Consider the following 19,963-nt stretch of genomic DNA (forward strand, 5'->3'; position numbering starts at 1 on the left):
AATTCACTATTTTGTCACTTGCCAGATATATATTGGCTAAAAAGATAACAAGGATATTCGCATGACACGTGACTATGAACAATTCCCTGATGATGATAATGGCAATGTACTTTGGCAAATGCATGAAGATGGGGATGACCTGACAGAGCCACATGAGATTGAGTACTCCATCGCTTTTACCACACAAGAACAAGCTGAAAAATGTGCTTTGTATTTGTTGGCCGAAGAACAAAAAATTTCATTATTCCAAGATGAAGAATCTGACGCAGTTGAATGGATCATTACCATTTATGTTTACATGGAACCAGAGTATTCAGACATTGTCGATTTAGAGCAATGGTTCAGCAAAATTGCTGAAGAACATGGCGGTGAATACGATGGCTGGGGCTGTATGGCTTACGTCTACGATGATGAAGACGAAGACGATTACGAAGATTAAATCGGGTATCTGAAAAGCATGTGTTGATCACATGCTTTTTTATTTGTGATACATAATCTGCTGCCTAAAACTTTGGCGCTGATGACGTCATCATAAAAGATGCAGAGGTGCAAATATGGATATTGCAATGAAACGCGCTTATCTTGAAGCGACTCAGGCAGATGGAACACGGGTGCTGGTTGATCGCTTATGGCCGCGTGGTGTGAGTAAAGAACGCGCTCGTATTGACTTATGGCCCAAAGAAATTACGCCTTCGACTGGGCTGCGTAAATGGTATCATCAAAACCCTGAACAACATTGGGATGAGTTTCAGCAGCGTTATATAGCTGAATTAGCAGAGCAAGAAGAGGCTTTACAGGCGTTGTGTGAACTGGCACAGCAGCAAAAAATCACTCTGGTCACAGCAGCTAAAGATGAGCAGCACAATCATGTAGTGGTATTAAAACGCGTGATGCTGCAACGCTTAGCACAGTCCAATTAAAGAGTTTTATTTGATTATCCTTGTGCTTTATAAGGATTTTAAGTTTATGAAAATTCAGTAAAAAATGCTATAATATAGTTTTTGAGGTTTTTTATGTCTTTGCCAAATTGCCCAAAATGCCAATCAGAATACACTTACCAAGATGGCGACCTACTGATTTGTCCTGAATGCTCACATGAGTGGAAAGAAGGGGAACAGCTAGAAGAAACTGCTGCTGTGATTAAAGATGCAAACGGCAACGTGTTGGCAGATGGCGACACGGTGACTGTGATTAAAGACCTGAAGATTAAAGGTTCTTCGGCTGCTGTAAAAGTGGGAACGAAAGTGAAAAATATTCGCTTAATTCCAGATGCAGCAGATGGTCATGACATTGATTGTAAGATTGATGGCATGGGGGCTATGAAATTAAAATCTGAATATGTGAAAAAAGCTTAAGTTTAAGCAGATTTCAACAGCGCAGGCGACTTGAGTTGCCTGCGCTTTTTTATGGAGTTTATAAAAGTATTTTAGTATTCAAATTGAGCAACAATAACTTTAAGAGTGTACAAAATTAATACTGTTTTCTTGTGCCTAAGTCCTTTATATTTTAAGTGAAAAGAATAATTTTTAGGCAGTTTAAAGCCTAGCATCATTCAACAACACACTTCACCACTCATAAGAAAACTGGGGGCAAGTATGTCAGGATGGTTTGAGATTTCACAAGCAAGCAATGGTCAGTACCGCTTTGTACTTAAAGCTGGGAATGGCGAAATTATCTTAACCAGTGAACAGTATAAGGCGAAAGCATCGGCAAAAAATGGCATCGCTTCGGTACAAAAGAACAGTCAGGATGATGGGCGTTATGATCGACTGACATCTAAGAATGATAAGCCGTATTTTAATTTAAAAGCTGCCAACCATCAGATTATTGGTACGAGTCAGCTCTATACTTCTGAACAATCACGTGACAAAGGAATTGAGTCAGTGAAAACCAATGGCGCAAGCACCACGGTCAAGGATTTAACACAGGAATCGTAATTTTTTACATTAAATCTTGATGTTCAATTGCATTAGAAAAGCATGCTCTGGCGTGCTTTTTTATTGAGCTGAGTAGGCAAGGTGCTAAATTTAGCTTTGATTGAGCCGTTGAATTATAGATGACCATTTCAGGAGTTGCGAAGATTATGAATTTCAGATGCAATCTAAAAATATTGCTGGCGATCAGTGGTTTATTCGGTAGAGTTGGTATTTTTGCAGCACCGATCACTGCTGAAAAAACGATTGCTTCAAGCCAGTCGACTGCTTTGCAAGGACTGTATTTTCAGCATCAAGATTGGGAGTTGGCCTGTGATAATACAGGAACCTGCCGTGCCGCAGGCTACCAAAGCGATGATGATTTTGAACAACCGATCAGTATGTTATTGACCCGTCAAGCAGGTGCAAAGAGTGCTGTACAAGGGCAATTGCAAATTCAAGAAGATATTGCTCAAGCGACTTTATTTTTAAATGGACGCACTTTGCAACAATTAAACTTTCATGAAAGTATCGCCAATTTATCTGCTGCCAGTGTGCAAAAGCTGTTGGCGCAGGCGCGTCAGCATGTCGTGATCGAGTTAAAACATGGTCAACAACGCTGGAAATTGTCTGATGCAGGCATGAGTGCAGTGTTGCTAAAAATGGATGAATTTCAAAAACGTGTGGGTACAGACTCCGCAATATTGGCAAAAGGCAATCAAGCATCCACGCAGGTCTTAAAAGCGCAAGCGATGCCTAAAATTAACATTCTCATGCAGCCTCAACACCGAACCGCCAAAGCACAGGTGCTTACCGCGGCCAGTGCAGAAAAGTTATATCCAATTTTACAAAAAACTGTAGATCGTGAAGATTGTTATATGCTGTTTGAACCTGAACAAGCAGAACAGCAGATTCATACTTATCCCTTAAATCAAGATAGCGTGTTGGTTGAGGCAAGCTGTTGGCGAGGGGCTTATAATTGGGGTGTGGCTTATTGGGTTATGGATAAAAAACTGCAAAAGATACAGCAATTTGTAACTGATTCTGCTTCAGAATTTAGCAATGGACAGATTTTTGCCTATCAAAAAGGGCGTGGAATTGGCGATTGTTTCAGTCAAATTGAGTGGGCGTGGAATGGTCAGCAGTTTGTCAAAAGCTATCAATTCGATGCAGGACAATGCAAAGGTTTTGCAGGCAGTGCATGGGAAATGCCAAGCTTTGTCAGCAAGGTTGAATAAATGACATTCACTAGGGTCTGTTGACATTTCATAAATGGCTTGTGCTGTAGGCTAAAACTGAGCAGACCCTAATAAAAGCTGAAATTTTTTAGATAAATCTGGAGCTCGCTGGATGCACTGTTTAAGTCGCGTGTGCGACTAATTTTTCAATGATTTCATCCAACTTTTTCAGACGCTTGATTTCATCCCATAAAGCTTTGGCTTCGGGGTAATGTTTCGACATCATACCGAGCCATTGTTTATAACGTCCTAGCATGCCAATTTCAGTTTTGGCAGGGCCGTGAATAAAGCGAATTTGCAGTTGCAGCAAATCTTGCCAACTCAGCAAAGGCAGGTCTGAATTTTGACGAATACATTGGGTCAAATCTGGAGTGGTGACTGCACCGCGGCCAATCATCAAATCTTCACAGCCCGATTCTAACTGGCATTGTTTGGCATCGGCATTGTTCCAAATTTCACCATTGGCAATGACATTAATCTTCAATGCTTCACGAATAGGGCGTAGCTGATCCCAAAATGCAGGAGGGGTATAGCCATCGGCTTTGGTACGTGCATGCACTGTAACCCATGCTGCGCCTGCATCTTCAATGGCATGCGCATTTTCTAGCATGAAGTTCCGATCCATATAGCCTAGACGCATTTTGGCGGAAACTGGAATATGAGCAGGAACGGCATCGCGCACCGCTTTAACCAGTTCATACACCACTTCGGGTTCATCGAGTAAAACTGAACCGCCACGATGCCGATTGACTGTTTTGGCAGGACAGCCAAAGTTCATATCAATTGCAGGTACGCCCATAGCCGCAACTTTGGCTGCATTGGCGGCTAACATTTCAGGATTATTCCCCAAAAACTGAACATGCACAGGCGTACCTGCAGCAGTTTTGCCGTTGGTAAGTAGTTCAGGGCAATAAGTGTGGTAGATATGGTCTGGCAGAATGCTGTCTGTGACCCGAATAAACTCTGTCACGCACCAGTCAAAACTGCCGACAGACGTGAGTACATCACGCATGATGGGGTCGGTTAAGCCTTCCATGGGTGCAAGAATCAGTTTCACAAAATGCTGCCAGTTCAAACAAAAGTGGAGTTATACGTTTTTTTCTGTGGGTTGTCTAGGAAAAGGGTTTTGAATTGAAGTGGTTGTAGCTAAGGTTCTGGTATTTAAGCTGTTTTATTTGACACAGTGATCTGTATCTCAAGTTTTATCTAGTCCATGCAGTTGATGTGCATCCTAGACTAGATCTTTTAATTGAGTTCTTACATCGTTAGAAATCATTTAAATGATTGGCTTAATTTAAACAGCCCATTCCCCCTCGACTATGCTATTAAATAATTGATCATCCTACACTTTGAATGAGCAAAATAAAAACACCTTACTTACTCAAAATCATTTCCAACACAAATTTAGAACCAATAAAACCGAGCGCCAATAAAAAGAAGCCAATAATGGTAAAGCGAATCGCTTTTTGTCCACGCCAGCCAAACTTATAACGCCCAAGTAACAACGACCCATAGACAAACCAAGAAATAATACTAAAGGCAGTTTTATGTGCTAAATGCTGTGCAAAGAAATGTTCTACCGTAAAGAAACCAAAACCTAGTGCGACTGTGAGTAAGGCAAAACCTGCAATCAACATATCAAACAGCAAAGATTCCATATCTTGCAAAGACGGCAGCAAATTTACCCAAACCCGACGTTTTTGTTTGTTTTTCAGTTCGCGGTTTTGAAACCACATGAGCACGGCATGAATGGTCGCCATCAACAATACGGCATAAGCAGACAGCGATAAAATAATATGAATATCTAAACCAATCGAGTTTTGGTTAATAAATAAATTATGTTGGCTGAATGAAAAACCTGCAATTAAACCCACTGCTGCTACAGGAATACCAATCAAATTTAGCGCAATTACAGGTCGGTAACTGCTGAACAGCAAGCTCAATAACAACATTAAACCCGCAGTAAATGACATTAGGTTAAACACGTTGTAGTTGACACCCATCGGCGTCCACATATCGTTATACAACACGGCAGCATGCAGCAATAAGCCCAAACTGAGCAGAGAACGAATAAACCAGTGATTTGGCGCACGTTTAGACATTAAATGTGAAAATAAATACCAAAAAGAACTGGTATAAGCGATTAATGCTAAAATCGTATAAACCAAGGGGAGACTGATCATGTCAAACCTTTTTCAGGATGATGAATATTCATTTATATAAATTCGATGCGAACTACAGTATCCTATAGCATCTTGTGCATAAATTTTCTATTTTAAAGAAACATTTTTTTGCTAATGGCTATTTTAAGCGGAATTTGCAATGTTTGATACCTTAACAGAACGACTCACGCAGAGTTTAAGAAATGTTACTGGCTCAGGGCAGCTAACCGAAGACAATATTAAAGATACGTTACGTGAAGTACGTATGGCACTTCTTGAAGCCGATGTGGCGTTACCTGTAACTCGTGAATTCATCGCGAAAGTTAAGGAAGAGGCATTGGGTCAGGAAGTGATGACTCAGTTATCCCCTGGTCAGGCGTTCGTCAAAATTGTCTATGACGAACTCACAAAAATGATGGGCGAGGCCAATGAAAGCCTTGACCTTGCTGCCAAGCCACCGGTTGTGGTGTTATTGGCAGGTTTGCAGGGTGCGGGTAAAACCACCACTGCAGCAAAATTGGCACGTTTCTTACAAGAACGTCAAAAGAAAAAAGTGGCGATGGTGTCTGCCGACGTTTACCGTCCTGCGGCAATTAAACAGCTACAAACGGTTGCAGGCGAAGTTGGCGCAATTTTCTTTGACTCAAATGCCAATGAAAACCCTGTCGATATTGCCAACCGTGCCATCGAACAGGCAAAAATTCAGTTTGCTGATGTGTTAATTGTCGATACTGCAGGTCGTTTGCACGTCGATGATGACATGATGGATGAAATCAAGGCATTACATTCAGCGATTAAACCGACTGAAACCTTGTTCGTGGTTGATGCCATGACGGGTCAGGATGCGGCAAATACAGCCAAAGCCTTTAATGATGCCTTGCCATTAACAGGTGTAATCCTTACTAAAACTGATGGTGATGCGCGCGGTGGTGCAGCACTTTCAGTTCGTGCGATTACGGGTAAACCAATTAAATTCTTGGGGATGGGTGAAAAACTCGATGCCCTAGAGCCATTCCACCCAGAACGTGTTGCACAACGTATTTTGGGCATGGGTGACGTGCTGTCTTTGGTCGAAGAAGTTGAACGTAAAATCGACAAAGAAAAAGCCGAAAAAATGGCGAAAAAACTGCAAAAAGGCGGCAGCTTCAACTTTGAAGATATGCTGATGCAGTTTGAACAAATGAATAAAATGGGCGGCATGATGGGCTTCTTAGACAAGTTGCCTGGCATGAGCAACTCAGGTATTCAAGATGCAATTGCGCAAGCCAATCCTGAAAAGCAAGTGAAAAAGATGGAAGCGATTATCCAGTCGATGACCATCAAAGAGCGTCGTAACCCAGACCTGATGAATCCAAGCCGTAAAAAACGTATTGCTGCGGGTTGTGGTATGGATGTGTCAGAAGTGAATAAGTTGATCAAGCAACATGCACAAATGGCAAAAATGATGAAAAAATTTGCCAATCCATCGGGCATGGCAAAAATGATGCGTTCACTGGGCGGTTTACAAAAGCAATTCAGTGGCGGCGGTATGGGGCCATTGTTTGGTGGCAACGACCCAACCAAGAAATAATTGTTAAAAACATCTTAGAATCAAAGTGTTAAAAAAGCAGGCGCATAAAAATGCGCCTGCTTTTTTGTTGTTCTTTATTCGTAGATGACAGCTACACCGAAAGATTTATCAGCGTAGATGGAGCAATGTTTGGTTTTTAGTGCACTTCATGGGTTGCATATTGAATATAACGCTGCAAACCTTTGAGCAATAAATCTTGCTCGACTTGCGGTTGATATTGCTGCAAGAATTTGGCAAACAGCGGTGCATCGCCACCCGTTAAAATCAGTTTACGTGGTGACTGTCGAATTACATGCTCAATGGTGCTGAGCAAGCCGAGTAAAATACCATGATGAACAGCATCAATGGTGCTGCGTCCTGGGGTGAGTTCATCAAATGCAGCATCGGGAATTTTAATGCCTTTGGTGTTTTGAATCAGTGCATCACGTTGCAAATATAAGTTCGGTAAAATATAGCCGCCTAAATGCGTCAGTCCATCCGCCAAATCAATAGTCAGCGCCGTACCACAACTAATGACACAATAATTTTCTTGTGGGTCATTTGCCACGGCAAGCACTTGCAGCCAGCGATCTATCCCCAGTTGTTGAATATCATATTCACAATGCAAACCTGCATAATCTGCATGCACTTTGGCATAAATCACAGGCACATTCAGGGTTTTTAAAATCAAGTGAATGCGTTGATTATTCTTCTGATCTTGTACCGATGACACGCCTACTTTATGCACATTCAGACTTTTAAAGTGTTGAATCAAACCCAGCAACAAATCGGCAGGAGATTGCAAATGCAATTCTGCTTCATGTTCGATGATGCGGTCTTGTTCTGTGACCCAATATTTCAGGCGGGTGTTACCAATATCTAGCCATAAATTTTTCATGAAGATGACTCGGCATGATCGATAGGGCGTAAACGTCCCTGATAAAAAACTTCAAGCCCTTGTGCCGTTTCAATTTGCACTGCGCCATCATCCTGAATGCCTAAAAAAGTACCCTGACAAGTACCTTTAAAATGTTCAAATTCAACTTGTTGTTGCATAAATGCGGCATGATGATTGAAGCGAGATGCCAAATTATAGCAATCGTGATTAAACCAGTCGCAGGCTTGTTGAATGGCAAGATAAAGCTCTGCGATCAGGCGCACACGATCAATAGATACCAAACCCAGTTCGGTTAAAGATGTGGTTTTTTGATCAATAACTGCTGAGCTGACAGGTGCAAGATTAAGCCCAACCCCAACAATGACTTGCTGTGCAGAAATTGGCTCAATTAAGATGCCGCCCCATTTGCCTTGCGGGCTGTATAAGTCATTTGGCCATTTTACTTGTAGATTCAGCGCCTGTAGACTCGGCATTTGCAAGATATTTAACGCAATTTCTAAAGCCAAACGCCCATTTACAGGTGTTCGTAAATTTAGCAATGTGCTTAAATAGATGTTCCCTTCGGGTGATACCCATTGCCGTTGACGTTGTCCTCGACCATGCGTTTGTCTGGTACTGCATACCAAGACACTCTGCACACCTTTTTGTGCAATTTCCCGTACATCATCATTGGTGGAAGTGGTAATCGGCTTCAGGATGAGTACTTCTGGAAGCTGTCCTGCTTCTGTGAGTTGTTGTTGCAGTTGTCGGGTTTCTACATCCATACGAATTTACAAATAGTGGAATATATTTATGGAGTTAATCATATATTTATTGATTGGTGCAATTGCTGGATTTGCAGCAGGGCTGTTTGGCGTGGGCGGCGGCTTAATTATTGTGCCAATTTTATATATTGTGTTCACTCAACTCAATTATGACCCATCGGTGTTAATGCACATGGCGGTGGGGACATCATTGGCAACCATTATTGTAACTTCGATCAGCTCAGTTACGGCACACCATAAAAAAGGTGCGGTGATGTGGCCTGTATTTCGTAATCTTGCGCCTGGTTTAATTGTGGGTGCATTTGTTGGTGCAGGTATTGCCGATTTCCTTTCGGGGCAAGGCTTACAATTATTAATTGGCGGTTTTGCACTGTGGGTGGCTTTTAAGATGTTTAGAGGCGCAAATATTGCGGTTGATCCTTCACATCATTTGCCTTCAACTGCAAAGCAAGTCATGGCGGGCGGTGGGATTGGCATTGCCTCTGCAATTTTTGGGATTGGCGGTGGCAGTTTAACAGTGCCGTACTTAAACCGTTACGGCGTGGTCATGCAAAAAGCGGTAGCAACCTCAGCCGCTTGTGGTTTGCCAATTGCGGTGGCGGGCGCATTAGGCTTTATGTGGTTTGGTAAGCAAGCCGAAGTTGCAGTACCCAATACCATTGGTTATATCCACATTTATGCATTTATAGGCATTAGTGTGATGAGCTTTATTACTGCCAAAGTTGGTGCGAAAGTGGCACATTTGTTATCGCCAGCGATGTTGAAAAAATGTTTTGCCTGCTTGCTGACCACCGTTGGCTGTTATTTTGTATATCAGGGTATGCGAGTATTTTTCTAAGTTGAGTCGCTATTTTCTTTGTTTTAAGCCATGTAAAATTGGCTCTAGCGCCATGAAATTGTCGGACAATGTCATGGCGTTGTGATCTGTTTCGCAGTAAAAAGAAAGATGCTTGTATCGGAGCTATGCTTGCAGTCGAAGGATGATCCTGAGATGTCTTAAATGAGAGTAGCTCCGAATTTTCATCACTGCATCTTATAAAAACAAGATAGGAACAGTATGCAACAACAAGAATCAGAAAGTTTATCGGAACAAATTGCCCGACACATCGCAGAACAGATTATTAGCGGTGATTTGGTTGAAGGTGAGCGTATTCAGGAATTGCGCATCGCCAAAGAACTGGACGTGAGTCGTGGTTCGGTACGTGAAGCGCTGTTGTTATTGCAACGTACTCATCTGATTGAAATTTTTCCACGTCGTGGGGCAATGGTGACAGAAATGTCGGCACAGCAAGTCCGAGCTTTGTTTGACAGCAGCAGTTTGTTATTGGGTTATATTGTGCAGCGTATTGCGGACACGTGGCGAATGCATGAAGCCGAAGCCTTACAACAACTTTTGCTGCAACTGGCAGAGCAATGTCGCTTGGGCAATACTGAAAAGTTTTATGATTTAATTTTTCAATATCTGGCACGGCAGCCTGATATGGTGGGAAATTTATATTTAATGAAGTTCTATCAAGAGTTATTGCCATCGTTAAGACGCAGTTACTTTTTGACCTTAAATACTTCGCGTCGGGAGTTACAAGAATCTTTTGAATTATTTAAACTGGTGAGTGATGCAATTTTAAGCAGAAAATCACAACAAGCCACTTTATTTATGGAAGATTTTTGCCGACACTTGCGCAACTTGGTGTTGGAATCTCTGACCCGTATGAAACAGATCGAGCTTGCATGGGCAAGACGTTCACGCCGTTAATTGGGACATTATGCGTTTAAGCAGTTTAAAACTTTCTGGCTTCAAATCTTTTGCCGACAGTACGACCTTACATTTTAAAGCCAACCGTACCGCTGTGGTGGGGCCGAATGGTTGTGGTAAATCCAATGTGATTGACGCCATTCGCTGGGTGATGGGCGAATCTAGTGCGCGCCAGTTGCGTGGCGGCAGTATGCAGGATGTAATTTTCACAGGAACTGCCAAACGCAAACCTGTAGGTGTAGCCAGTGTTGAACTGCGTTTTGACAATACCTATGGCAAATTGGGCGGTGCTTATAACGCCTATAATGAACTGTCGGTACGTCGGCAGGTCAACCGTGATGGTAAGTCTGAATATTTTTTAAATGGAACCAAGTGTCGTCGTCGTGACATCACCGATATTTTTCTGGGTACAGGTTTAGGCCCGCGTTCTTATGCAATTATTGAACAGGGCATGATTAATCGTTTGGTTGATGCTAAACCTGAAGAAATGCGGGTGTTTATTGAAGAAGCGGCAGGCGTGTCACGTTATCAGGCGCGTCGTCGTGAAACCATGCTGCATTTGGATCACACCACGCAGAACTTGGCGCGTTTGGAAGATATTGCTTCAGAACTAAAATCGCAATTAAAAACCTTAAAACGTCAGTCAGAAACAGCAATTCAATACAAAGCGCTTGAGAGCGAAATTCGCACCATTAAAGTCGAAGTGTTGTCTTTTCAGTGTGAACAAAGTGCACGTTTACAGCAAGAATATACCCTGAGTATGAATGAGTTAGGGGAAAGTTTTAAATTGGTGCGCTCTGAGCTGACCACTTTGGAATATGACTTAACTGCGACCAGTGAGTTGTTTCAGCGTTTGATTCAGCAATCGACACCGCTACAGCAAGAATGGCAACAGGCAGAAAAGAAACTGGCTGAACTGAAAATGACTTTGGAACAAAAACAAAGTTTGTTTCAGCAAAATACCGCGACTTTATCGCAGCTTGAACAGCAAAAAGCACAAACCAAAGAGCGTTTGCAGTTGATTGAATTGCAGCTAGAGAGTTTGGTCGATCAGCAAGAAAACCAACAGGCAAATCTACAGCAGCAAGATCATTTGGCGCAGCAGCAGAGCCAGCAATTTCAGGATTTAAAAGCACAGCAACAAACCCAAGCTGCACAATATGCCCAAGTCAAAGCGCAAGTAGAACAGCAACAACAAAAGCATGTGCACATGCAGGCGCAAAGTGAGCAGTTAGCCAAAAATATCAGCCGTATTGAACAGCAAAAACAAACCCTGACACAGCAGTTTGCACAAATTCAGCCGCAAGATCAGCAAGAGGGAATGCAACAACTGCAAGACGAAAAGACCCGCTTGCAGGCTGAAATGCTAACACTAGAACAGAATATTCAAGACAGCACTCAGCAACTCGCCACGTTGCAGACCAACTATAATGAGCACAAAGCACAGTGTGCGACCTTAAAATCTGAGATTCAGATTTTGCAGTCAGAACAGAAAAACCTCAATCAATTGCTCATTAAGCAAAGTCCAAAAGCCCAAACCGATGTGGTGCAGTTGATGCAAGTATTACAACTTGCAGATGTGGCGAAACCACATGCCAATTTAATTGAAAAGTTCTTGGCTAAATGGTTATCTGCGCAGGTGGTAGAAGCAGATATTGAATTTCAGGACAGCCGCGCACGTCAGCTAAAAATTCATTTGGCTGTAGATTCAAAAACATCAAAAATACAGCTTTCGGGGTGTGAGTCGCTCAGTGACTGGATTGCTTCACCGCAAAGTAGCTTGTGGCAAAGTGTCGCAATTACAGAAAGTTTATCGCAGGCTTTGGCATTGCAAGTGCAATTACAAGCAGGGCAGTCTATCCTTAGTTTAGATGGTTATCATGTGGGAGCAGACTGGGTAATCGGGCTGTTTTATGATGAAGCGGCACAGGCAGGGCAAGGGGCATTAAGCCATCGGATTCGCTTGGATGAAATTGAACAGGCGTTGGCGTTGCAACTGCCACAATATGAGCAAGCAGAACAGCAACTGCCTGAATTGCAGCAACAGGTAAAACAGTTGCAGCAGCAATTGCAGCAACAACAGCAACAGCTCAAACAGCAACAACAAGCCTTGCAAACGCTAGATGTGCAAATGGCGAAAGCCGAAAGTGCGGCACAGGCTTTTGCAGTACAGCAACAGCAATTACAGCATCAATTGGCACAATTAGATGAGCAGCTTGAAGAAGATGCCATGCAAAAAGATGATCTGGAAATTGATTTGCATGCTTTGGCTTTTAAACTTGAGCAAGCCTTACCGCAGTATAAAATCTTGCAATTTCAGGTCGAGCAGCTGAATGAGCAGCTGGATAGTTCACAGCAACAGTTTCAGCAGCAGCAACAAGAAGTGGATCTGTTACGTCGTCAAGCGGTACAAACTCAGCAGCAAATTGAACTGTTAGAAAAAGATGCCACTTTCTTAAAAGCACAATATCAACAAATTGTGGCGCAAATGGAACAAGCCAAAAAGTTTGTCGATCCTGTTCAGTTGGACTTGCCTGACTTGGAAACTCAGTTTTCAGAGCAGCAGCAGCAGACTGAAAAGCTGCAAAAAACTTGGCAGGAATGGCAAGTGGAATTGAACAGTGTGCAGTCCAAACAGCAGCAACTGACCGAGCAACGGCAGCAGCAACAGCAGCAAGATGAACAATTACGTGCCAAACTCGAAGAAAAGCGCTTGGCATGGCAATCGGCAAAGTCGGACTATCAGCATTATTCTGAACAGTTAAAAGATTTAAACAGCGAGATCATCACAGGTTTACAGATTGATGTCACTGCGCATCAACAAAAACTGGCGAAAGCACAGCAACAGTTTGATAAATTGGGTGCGGTCAATTTGGCGGCTTCGGAAGAATATGAAGAAGTATCTGCCCGTTTTGCAGAATTAAGCCATCAAATTGAAGACTTGGAAAATACTGTTTCTCAGTTGCAGGCGGCAATGAAAAGTATTGATCAGGAAACTCGTAAACTGTTTATGAACACTTTTGATCAGGTGAATACCGAATTGCAAGAGCTGTTTCCTAAAGTCTTTAATGGCGGTGAAGCGAGTCTGAGCTTGGAAGATGACTGGCAATCTGGGGTGAAATTGATGGCGCGTCCACCGGGTAAGCGCAACAGTTCTTTGGTCTTACTTTCAGGGGGTGAAAAAGCACTGACAGCTTTGGCTTTGGTTTTTGCAATCTTCCGTTTAAACCCAGCGCCATTTTGCGTACTCGATGAAGTTGATGCACCGTTAGATGATGCTAACGTGGGGCGCTTTTGTAATTTAGTAAAAGAACTTTCTGAACAAGTGCAATTCATTTACATTACACATAATAAACTTGCTATGACGATGGCAACCGACCTCTTAGGTGTTACCATGCCTGAACCGGGAACCTCAAAATTAGTAACCGTAAATTTAGAAGAAGCCGCAGAATACGGCCTAGTCGCGGAGGCATAATATGGAAATCACCACAATCGTTGGAATTGTCATCGCTATTGTGATCATGGCGTTTGGTTTGAAAATGATTCTAAAAAAACCTGTAGATTCAGCGCCATCCTTAGATTCGGAACTGCAATTTAATGCAGAAAGCCAAAAACCGATTATTCCACGCCATGTACGTGACCAATTGCAAAGCGACGCTACGCCACCGCGTGTGGAGCCGACTTTAACGGTAGATGAAGTTACGCAAGATGCGCCTGCCAAGTCTGAACCACAGGCTTTAACGGATGATGTCGTGGCTTCTTCAAGCACAGAAACTGACAAAGTTGAACCGAGTTTGCAGGCAAATACAGAAAATTCTGAGCTTGATCCATCCACAACGATATCGAAGTCTGAAGTTGCACAAGACACGCCAAGCCCGACAGCGACAACTTCAGAATATTCATTATCGGATGAAATTCAGCAAGTGATTGTAGAAACTGAACCGAATGCGCAGACTGTCGAGCAAAACAAAGCTTCGACTGAATACAGTCTGAATCAACACATTGAAACTGCCGAAATTTCAGAATTTAATGAAGAAAGCAGCATTTTAGATTCGCATTTGCATGAACAAAAAATCATGGATGAAGAAAGTGCCTTGGCAACCGCTGAATCTTTTATCGCGCTGAATGTCTTCCCTGAACGTCGCATACTTTCGGGTGATAAAGCCTTAAAAGTCTTGATGAAATATGGTTTACGTTTCGGTGAAATGTCATGTTTCCATCGCTATAACGAAGATGGCACTAAATTATTATTTTCAGTTTTACAAATTAATGATGAAGGCGCAGATGGTTTTGATTTAGAAACTTTATCGAGCGAACAAGTTAAAGGTTTAGCGTTCTTCCTCGCTTTGCCGCACAGCGATGTGCAAAATGCCTTTGATACCATGGTCAGCATTTCAGGACTGATTGCACGTGAAATTGATGGAACGGTCTATGACCAAAACCATTTAGAGTTTACTCCACAATTACGTGAACACTGGCGTCATCAGGCGATAGATTATCGTGCTGGTCAGGCAAGTCATGTCTAGAATTGCGATCTCGTACTGGGTATAAGCTACGTCAAGTGTTTGGCAAATGAACTGAGTGCAGTAGGATAAATTGCAACTTTGCAGCCGCATTTTTATAATGTGCGCAGCAATACAAGCTGTAGCATGCGCTACATAGAAAAAATTGAAGGGCGGAACAAGACCGCCCTTTTTTATGGTGGAAAATATGTCTGTAGATTTAACCGTCGTGGCGCAAATGCGTCAATTGATTCAACTGCTTGCCAAGCACAATCATGCCTATTATGTGATGGATCAACCGACAATTGCAGACAGTGAATATGATCAGCTTTTCCATCAACTAAAAGCGTTGGAACAACAGTATCCAGATTTAGTTCAACCCGATACACCGACCAATAAAGTCGGTGGCACACCTTTGGCAAAGTTCACCACGGTTACACATGCTGTGCCAATGTTGTCTTTAGGCAATGTGTTTAATCAGGAAGAATTATTTGCCTTTGCAAGACGTGTCGAAGAGCGTTTGCCCAACCAAAATATTGAATACGATGTCGAACTCAAATTTGATGGTTTGGCGATTTCACTTTGGTATGAACATGGTGTTTTAGTGCGTGGTGTGACCCGTGGTGATGGGGAAACAGGGGAAGACATTACCCACAACGTCAAAACTATCCGCAATTTACCGAAAGTTTTGAGTGCGACAGAAACGGCTATTCCTGAATTTTTGGAAGTGCGTGGTGAAGTGTTGATGCCAAAACTTGGTTTTGAAAAACTCAATGCGGCCAATACAGCCAAAGGTGAAAAAACCTTTGCCAATCCACGCAATGCAGCAGCAGGCAGTTTGCGTCAGTTAGACCCGAATATTGCGGCTTCACGTCCTTTAGCATTCTATGCTTATGGCATTGCGCAATGTGTGCCGCCTCATGGACAAAGCACCATGTCCGACAGTTTGGCATGGTTGGGGCAGTTTGGTTTTGAAATTGGCGAACGTCATTTTGTCTGCAAGAGCATTCAAGATGTTCAGGCGGCCTATGAGCAAATTAACCTTGAGCGTCCGAATTTAAGCGTTGAAATTGATGGCATGGTGGTCAAGGTCAATGACTTGAAACAGCAACAGCAATTGGGCTTTTTAAGTCGTGAGCCGCGCTGGGCGACTGCCTATAAATTCCCTGCAGTTGCCGCTTTAACCACCATTGAAAATATTGATTGGCAAGTGGGGCGCACAGGTACGTTGACGCCTGTGGCACGTTTAAACCCCGTTGCGGTAGGTGGTGTGACGGTATCCAATGTTACTTTGCATAATATTGGTGAAATTCACCGTTTGGATGTGCGTTTAGGCGATACGGTCAGTGTTTACCGTAGTGGTGATGTGATTCCCAAAGTTGAAAAAGTCTGGCCTGAATTTCGCCTTGCCGATGCGCAAGAAGTGCATTTACCTGAAAAATGCCCTGTGTGTGATTCGCCTGTGGTGATGCCTGAAGGTGAGGCTTTGGCGCGTTGTTCAGGCGGTTTGTATTGTGCGGCACAGCGTATTGAAGCGATTCGTCATTTTGTGTCACGTAAAGCCATGGATATTGAAGGTTTGGGTGATCGTTGGGTGGAGTCATTACTGCATCTGAACTTGCTACAAAATGTGGCTGATATTTATCATTTACACGAACACCGCGACACTTTGCTCGGCATTGAAAAAATGGGTGAGAAGTCGGTTCAAAACTTGATTGACTCGATTGAAAACAGCAAAAAAACTACTTTGGCTGCGTTTATTTATGCCTTGGGAATTCGTGGTGTGGGCGAAACCACCGCGCGGATGCTTGCCAATACTTTTCAGACTTTAGAGGCTTTGCGTGAAGCTGATTTAGAAGCGTTAAAGAAAACTCCAGATGTGGGAGATATTACGGCAGAATGGATTTTGGACTTTTTCCAAGCGCCGCATAATTTAGAAGTGTTGGATCGTTTATTAGCTGCAGGCATTCATTGGGATGCTCCGATTGCACCGACACGTCAGCCTTTGAATGGTGAAAGTTGGGTGATTACAGGGACGTTGAGCCAAATGGGACGCGATGAAGCGACTCAGTTGTTGCAGGCTTTGGGTGCACGGGTGAGTGGTAGTGTTTCGGGTAAAACCAAATGTGTCGTGGCGGGTGAGAAAGCTGGCTCAAAGCTGGAAAAAGCCGAGAAGTTGGGTGTGCAGGTCATGAATGAAGCTGAGTTTATTCAGCTGATGCAGGAATATGGTGTGCTTGAATAAGCATCATCCTACATTTTATCCACTAATAGGTACAAAGGCACTTCAACGATGAAGTGCCTTGGTTTTTACTGAGAGAAGTCGAAGGTTTAACGTTTCTTCACAATGCCATCATCAATGAGTTGCTGAAAATGTTCGACTAGACTGGTTTCAATATTGCGGTAGTGCATACCCAATTCACGCTGACTTTTTTCCGCATTAAAATAAATTGGGTAGCCCATATTCAGTTCCACAAATTTACGGGAAAAACCAAGTAGAGGGCCAAAGGCTTTAAAGGCAAATTTAGGTAACTGATTGCGTGGGAAAGGGTATTTACGTCCAAAGTGCTGCACTAAAATTTTGCCCATTTCCAATAAGCTGAGTGTGCCACCGCTAATAATATAGCGACCTTCAGCAGCAGGGTTGAATGCGGCCTGAATGTGAGCATCGGCAACATCACGCACATCGACAATGCCATTCCACATAGCAGGGACACCTGCCAAGGTCATACCGTTGGCAAACTGCAATAACACTTCCACGCTGCCCGATTGGGTGTTTTTGGTCAACGATGGGCCAAGCACCAAAGCAGGGTTGATACAGACCAAATCCCAGCGGTTTTGTGCCTTTGCCATTTCCCAAGCTTTGCGTTCAGCTGCCACTTTTGAATAAGGATAAGGCTGATGCTCAGGGCTGCTGCTGGTATTCCAGTGACTTTCATCAAAGCGATTATTGGCCGTATTTAAAATATCAATCGCATCGCCATAGGTTGCAGCAATACTTGAAGTCACCACTACACGCTTTACCGATGCAGTACGATTAACGCTGTTTAATACATTTTCGGTGCCTATGACGGCAGGTTCAATAATGTCTTTAACTGCATCTTTATAATTGGTGACCACAAAAGGCGAGGCCATGTGCAGCACGATTTCACAACCTTGCATGGCGGCATCAAAAGCACCTTCTTCAAGTAAGTTGGCTTGGAATAATTGTAAGTTGCCTGTGCTTTTTGCCGCGATATCAGTCAGATGTTGAAAACTGTGGGTTTTATTCAGATCACGCACCGTCGCGTGTACGGTATGTCCTTGTTCAAGCAGGTTTTTAATGACCCAACTGGCAATATAGCCTGTTGCGCCTGTGACTAAAATGGGTGCAGATGTATTTAGATTTGTCATTATTTTAAGAAAGTGATGGAACTCGTTACTATCATAAAGCAGCTGGGTTTTAAAATCCGCTTTTTAGGCGTTTTTTACGATACTTGAGCGTCAAAGTATGGTTTCTTTCAATATTTACAAAATGATGCAAAATCATTGTATTGTCATTTTTAAAGCTAAGTTTTGCCAAGCAGTTGTTTTATATATGGGAATTTTTAAGTTATATTGCAAATGCGTATGTTTCTCATTTTAATTTTATAAAAATCATGGGTTTACAATAATTAACTTTTGCAATTTTGCCTGAATGTGTCCATAATGACTGGATTAAGAAAGGGAGTACAGCAAATGCGTGGCAATCCAGAAGTCGTAGACTATTTAAATATGTTGATTGGTGGCGAACTGGCTGCTCGCGATCAATACCTGATTCATTCGCGTATGTATGAAGATTGGGGTTTAAGCAAAATTTTTGAGCGCATTGACCATGAAATGCAGGAAGAAGCGCAGCATGCCGATGCTTTAATTCGTCGTGTATTGTTCCTTGAAGGCACTCCAAATATGCAGCGCGATGACATCGACGTGGGTGAAGATGTGGTGTCTTGCTTAAAAGCCGATTTAAAACTGGAATACGAAGTACGTGAAAAATTGGCGCAAGGCGTAAAATTGTGTGAAGAAAAAGGCGATTATGTCAGCCGTGATATGTTGCGTCAGCAAATGACCGACACAGAAGAAGATCATACGTACTGGTTGGAAAAACAATTACGTTTAATTGAATTGATTGGTTTACAAAACTACATTCAATCGCAAATGTAATCTGATCAAAGCAAAATAGACCAAAACCCGATTTATGATAAGTCGGGTTTTTTTATAGATCGGTTTTTATAGATTGGCTTTTTTATATCAATTGGTTTTTTTAAGGATGTATCTTGGTGCTTTGCAGATGTCGATTGAGCCGATTCAGTATTATACTGAGGTAATTTTCTAACTTGAGAGCAAGCCACGTGCAACAACAGATTTTATTGATTACAGGCTGGGGCGGTGGTACTGCACTCTTAAATCCGTTACAGCAAGCCTTAACTGCACAAGGTTTTCGGGTTGAGCTCATCAATATTTTTAACGCTACTGATGCTCAAGTCATGCAGCAACAGGTTGAATTTGCACGTCAGTTTGATGTAATTATGGGCTGGTCACTGGGTGGGCAATTGGCAACGCTACTGGTCGATGCGATTGCCAGCCAATATGCAGGATATAAAACCTTAATTACCATTGCATCCAATCCGTGTTTTGTTGCACAAGCCGATTGGGATACCGCTATGCCACAAGCCACGTTTGCCCAGTTTAAACAATCTTTTGCACAAGACCCAATTCTGACCCTAAAGCGTTTTGGTTTTATGGTGTGTCAGGGTGTCACTAGTAGTAAAACCGACCTATTACAATTACAAAGTTTGGTTCAGCCACAGCCGCAATCTTTGCTTCAACACGGTTTGGATTTATTGGAAAACTTAAACTTGGTGACTAAGCTTAAAAATTATACAGGTCTGCAGTATCATCTTTTTGCCGAGCAGGATGTTTTAGTTGATTGCAAAGTTGCAGCTAAACTGCAAAATTTAGCTGCAAAGTTTTTAAGCGTAGATGTTTTGCAAGGCTCGCATGGGCTGCCATTGTTCCATGCCGATGAGTTGACTAGCAAAATCTGCCAATATTTACAGAAAAACCCGCCAACAGGTCCATAAGTGACAAATCTCGCAATTTATTTTATCTGTAGACAGGTTTAAGATTTAGCACATCAAGTTTTTTACAAGATCAAGGATGATG

18 protein-coding genes are annotated in these 19,963 nt (G+C 42.6%); 13 read left to right on the top strand and 5 right to left on the bottom strand.

Annotated elements, in window-relative coordinates:
• The first annotated feature begins 61 nt into the window (after positions 1 to 61).
• The 5 genes from FTU92_RS06375 to FTU92_RS06395 all read left to right on the top strand — a co-directional run bounded on the left by FTU92_RS06375 (position 62) and on the right by FTU92_RS06395 (position 3,151).
• A complete protein-coding gene (locus tag FTU92_RS06375; RefSeq protein ID WP_004972392.1) occupies positions 62 to 439 on the top strand; it encodes a ribonuclease E inhibitor RraB in 378 nt (125 codons plus the stop codon).
• Between the two features lie 115 nt (positions 440 to 554).
• Positions 555 to 920, top strand: coding sequence for a DUF488 domain-containing protein (locus FTU92_RS06380; RefSeq protein ID WP_004972391.1), 366 nt, complete (start codon positions 555 to 557; stop codon positions 918 to 920).
• Positions 921 to 1,013: 93 nt separating this feature from the next.
• Positions 1,014 to 1,355 (top strand): zinc ribbon domain-containing protein YjdM, encoded by a 342-nt coding sequence (locus FTU92_RS06385; RefSeq protein ID WP_004972388.1) that lies wholly within the window; start codon positions 1,014 to 1,016, stop codon positions 1,353 to 1,355.
• A gap of 240 nt (positions 1,356 to 1,595) precedes the next feature.
• Complete coding sequence (locus FTU92_RS06390) at positions 1,596 to 1,937, top strand: YegP family protein (RefSeq protein WP_004972386.1); 342 nt, start codon at positions 1,596 to 1,598, stop codon at positions 1,935 to 1,937.
• A 146-nt stretch (positions 1,938 to 2,083) separates the two neighbouring features.
• On the top strand, positions 2,084 to 3,151 hold the full coding sequence (locus FTU92_RS06395; RefSeq protein ID WP_180095930.1) for a DUF1176 domain-containing protein: 1,068 nt from the start codon (positions 2,084 to 2,086) through the stop codon (positions 3,149 to 3,151).
• A gap of 121 nt (positions 3,152 to 3,272) precedes the next feature.
• Here FTU92_RS06395 and FTU92_RS06400 read toward each other — a convergent pair whose 3' ends face one another.
• Both FTU92_RS06400 and FTU92_RS06405 read right to left on the bottom strand, forming a co-directional pair.
• Complete coding sequence (locus FTU92_RS06400) at positions 3,273 to 4,208, bottom strand: tRNA-dihydrouridine synthase (protein WP_179989204.1); 936 nt, start codon at positions 4,206 to 4,208, stop codon at positions 3,273 to 3,275.
• A 316-nt stretch (positions 4,209 to 4,524) separates the two neighbouring features.
• Positions 4,525 to 5,334, bottom strand: a complete 810-nt coding sequence (locus FTU92_RS06405) for an inner membrane protein YpjD (RefSeq protein WP_004972376.1) — start codon at positions 5,332 to 5,334, stop codon at positions 4,525 to 4,527.
• 139 nt (positions 5,335 to 5,473) lie between these two features.
• Between FTU92_RS06405 and ffh the strand changes: the two genes are divergently transcribed.
• Positions 5,474 to 6,883 (top strand): signal recognition particle protein, encoded by a 1,410-nt coding sequence (ffh, locus tag FTU92_RS06410; RefSeq protein WP_096902093.1) that lies wholly within the window; start codon positions 5,474 to 5,476, stop codon positions 6,881 to 6,883.
• Between the two features lie 136 nt (positions 6,884 to 7,019).
• Here the strand turns inward: ffh and FTU92_RS06415 are convergent, their stop codons facing one another.
• Both FTU92_RS06415 and FTU92_RS06420 read right to left on the bottom strand, forming a co-directional pair.
• The gene (locus FTU92_RS06415) at positions 7,020 to 7,760 is read right to left on the bottom strand and encodes a type III pantothenate kinase (protein ID WP_004972372.1); all 741 of its coding nucleotides are present in this window, start codon (positions 7,758 to 7,760) and stop codon (positions 7,020 to 7,022) included.
• Positions 7,757 to 8,524, bottom strand: a complete 768-nt coding sequence (locus tag FTU92_RS06420; RefSeq protein ID WP_004972369.1) for a biotin--[acetyl-CoA-carboxylase] ligase — start codon at positions 8,522 to 8,524, stop codon at positions 7,757 to 7,759. The genes FTU92_RS06415 and FTU92_RS06420 overlap by 4 nt, the downstream gene beginning before the upstream one ends.
• 28 nt (positions 8,525 to 8,552) lie before the next feature.
• On the opposite strand from FTU92_RS06420, the gene FTU92_RS06425 reads away from it, so the two are divergent.
• From FTU92_RS06425 to ligA, 5 genes are all read left to right on the top strand, one after another.
• Positions 8,553 to 9,362 carry a sulfite exporter TauE/SafE family protein gene (locus tag FTU92_RS06425; protein ID WP_004972366.1) on the top strand — a complete coding sequence of 270 codons (810 nt, stop codon included), beginning with the start codon at positions 8,553 to 8,555 and terminating at the stop codon, positions 9,360 to 9,362.
• Positions 9,363 to 9,581: 219 nt separating this feature from the next.
• A complete protein-coding gene (locus FTU92_RS06430; protein WP_180061016.1) occupies positions 9,582 to 10,277 on the top strand; it encodes a GntR family transcriptional regulator in 696 nt (231 codons plus the stop codon).
• Positions 10,278 to 10,287: 10 nt separating this feature from the next.
• Positions 10,288 to 13,752, top strand: a complete 3,465-nt coding sequence (gene smc / locus FTU92_RS06435; RefSeq protein ID WP_180095932.1) for a chromosome segregation protein SMC — start codon at positions 10,288 to 10,290, stop codon at positions 13,750 to 13,752.
• A 1-nt stretch (position 13,753) separates the two neighbouring features.
• Positions 13,754 to 14,803 carry a cell division protein ZipA C-terminal FtsZ-binding domain-containing protein gene (locus tag FTU92_RS06440; protein ID WP_179988528.1) on the top strand — a complete coding sequence of 350 codons (1,050 nt, stop codon included), beginning with the start codon at positions 13,754 to 13,756 and terminating at the stop codon, positions 14,801 to 14,803.
• Between the two features lie 184 nt (positions 14,804 to 14,987).
• Positions 14,988 to 17,024 carry an NAD-dependent DNA ligase LigA gene (gene ligA, locus FTU92_RS06445; protein WP_180095935.1) on the top strand — a complete coding sequence of 679 codons (2,037 nt, stop codon included), beginning with the start codon at positions 14,988 to 14,990 and terminating at the stop codon, positions 17,022 to 17,024.
• 86 nt (positions 17,025 to 17,110) lie between these two features.
• Here the strand turns inward: ligA and FTU92_RS06450 are convergent, their stop codons facing one another.
• On the bottom strand, positions 17,111 to 18,172 hold the full coding sequence (locus tag FTU92_RS06450; RefSeq protein ID WP_180095937.1) for an aldehyde reductase: 1,062 nt from the start codon (positions 18,170 to 18,172) through the stop codon (positions 17,111 to 17,113).
• 324 nt (positions 18,173 to 18,496) lie between these two features.
• Between FTU92_RS06450 and bfr the strand changes: the two genes are divergently transcribed.
• A complete protein-coding gene (gene bfr, locus FTU92_RS06455; protein ID WP_004972356.1) occupies positions 18,497 to 18,961 on the top strand; it encodes a bacterioferritin in 465 nt (154 codons plus the stop codon).
• Positions 18,962 to 19,149: 188 nt separating this feature from the next.
• Positions 19,150 to 19,881: an alpha/beta fold hydrolase gene (locus tag FTU92_RS06460; RefSeq protein WP_096902085.1), complete on the top strand. Its 732-nt coding sequence runs from the start codon at positions 19,150 to 19,152 to the stop codon at positions 19,879 to 19,881.
• Positions 19,882 to 19,963: the final 82 nt, after the last annotated feature.

It is taken from the genome of Acinetobacter sp. YH12205 (assembly GCF_013418125.1).
GTDB lineage: Bacteria > Pseudomonadota > Gammaproteobacteria > Pseudomonadales > Moraxellaceae > Acinetobacter > Acinetobacter towneri.

Bases quoted from the DNA above. Each gene is read 5' to 3' on its own strand.
- FTU92_RS06375 (WP_004972392.1), top strand. From the start codon at position 62: ATGACACGTGACTATGAACAATTCCCTGATGATGATAATGGCAATGTA.
- FTU92_RS06380 (WP_004972391.1), top strand. From the start codon at position 555: ATGGATATTGCAATGAAACGCGCTTATCTTGAAGCGACTCAGGCAGAT.
- FTU92_RS06385 (WP_004972388.1), top strand. From the start codon at position 1,014: ATGTCTTTGCCAAATTGCCCAAAATGCCAATCAGAATACACTTACCAA.
- FTU92_RS06390 (WP_004972386.1), top strand. From the start codon at position 1,596: ATGTCAGGATGGTTTGAGATTTCACAAGCAAGCAATGGTCAGTACCGC.
- FTU92_RS06395 (WP_180095930.1), top strand. From the start codon at position 2,084: ATGAATTTCAGATGCAATCTAAAAATATTGCTGGCGATCAGTGGTTTA.
- FTU92_RS06405 (WP_004972376.1), bottom strand. From the start codon at position 5,334: ATGATCAGTCTCCCCTTGGTTTATACGATTTTAGCATTAATCGCTTAT.
- ffh (WP_096902093.1), top strand. From the start codon at position 5,474: ATGTTTGATACCTTAACAGAACGACTCACGCAGAGTTTAAGAAATGTT.
- FTU92_RS06415 (WP_004972372.1), bottom strand. From the start codon at position 7,760: ATGAAAAATTTATGGCTAGATATTGGTAACACCCGCCTGAAATATTGG.
- FTU92_RS06420 (WP_004972369.1), bottom strand. From the start codon at position 8,524: ATGGATGTAGAAACCCGACAACTGCAACAACAACTCACAGAAGCAGGA.
- FTU92_RS06425 (WP_004972366.1), top strand. From the start codon at position 8,553: ATGGAGTTAATCATATATTTATTGATTGGTGCAATTGCTGGATTTGCA.
- FTU92_RS06430 (WP_180061016.1), top strand. From the start codon at position 9,582: ATGCAACAACAAGAATCAGAAAGTTTATCGGAACAAATTGCCCGACAC.
- smc (WP_180095932.1), top strand. From the start codon at position 10,288: ATGCGTTTAAGCAGTTTAAAACTTTCTGGCTTCAAATCTTTTGCCGAC.
- FTU92_RS06440 (WP_179988528.1), top strand. From the start codon at position 13,754: ATGGAAATCACCACAATCGTTGGAATTGTCATCGCTATTGTGATCATG.
- ligA (WP_180095935.1), top strand. From the start codon at position 14,988: ATGTCTGTAGATTTAACCGTCGTGGCGCAAATGCGTCAATTGATTCAA.
- FTU92_RS06450 (WP_180095937.1), bottom strand. From the start codon at position 18,172: ATGACAAATCTAAATACATCTGCACCCATTTTAGTCACAGGCGCAACA.
- bfr (WP_004972356.1), top strand. From the start codon at position 18,497: ATGCGTGGCAATCCAGAAGTCGTAGACTATTTAAATATGTTGATTGGT.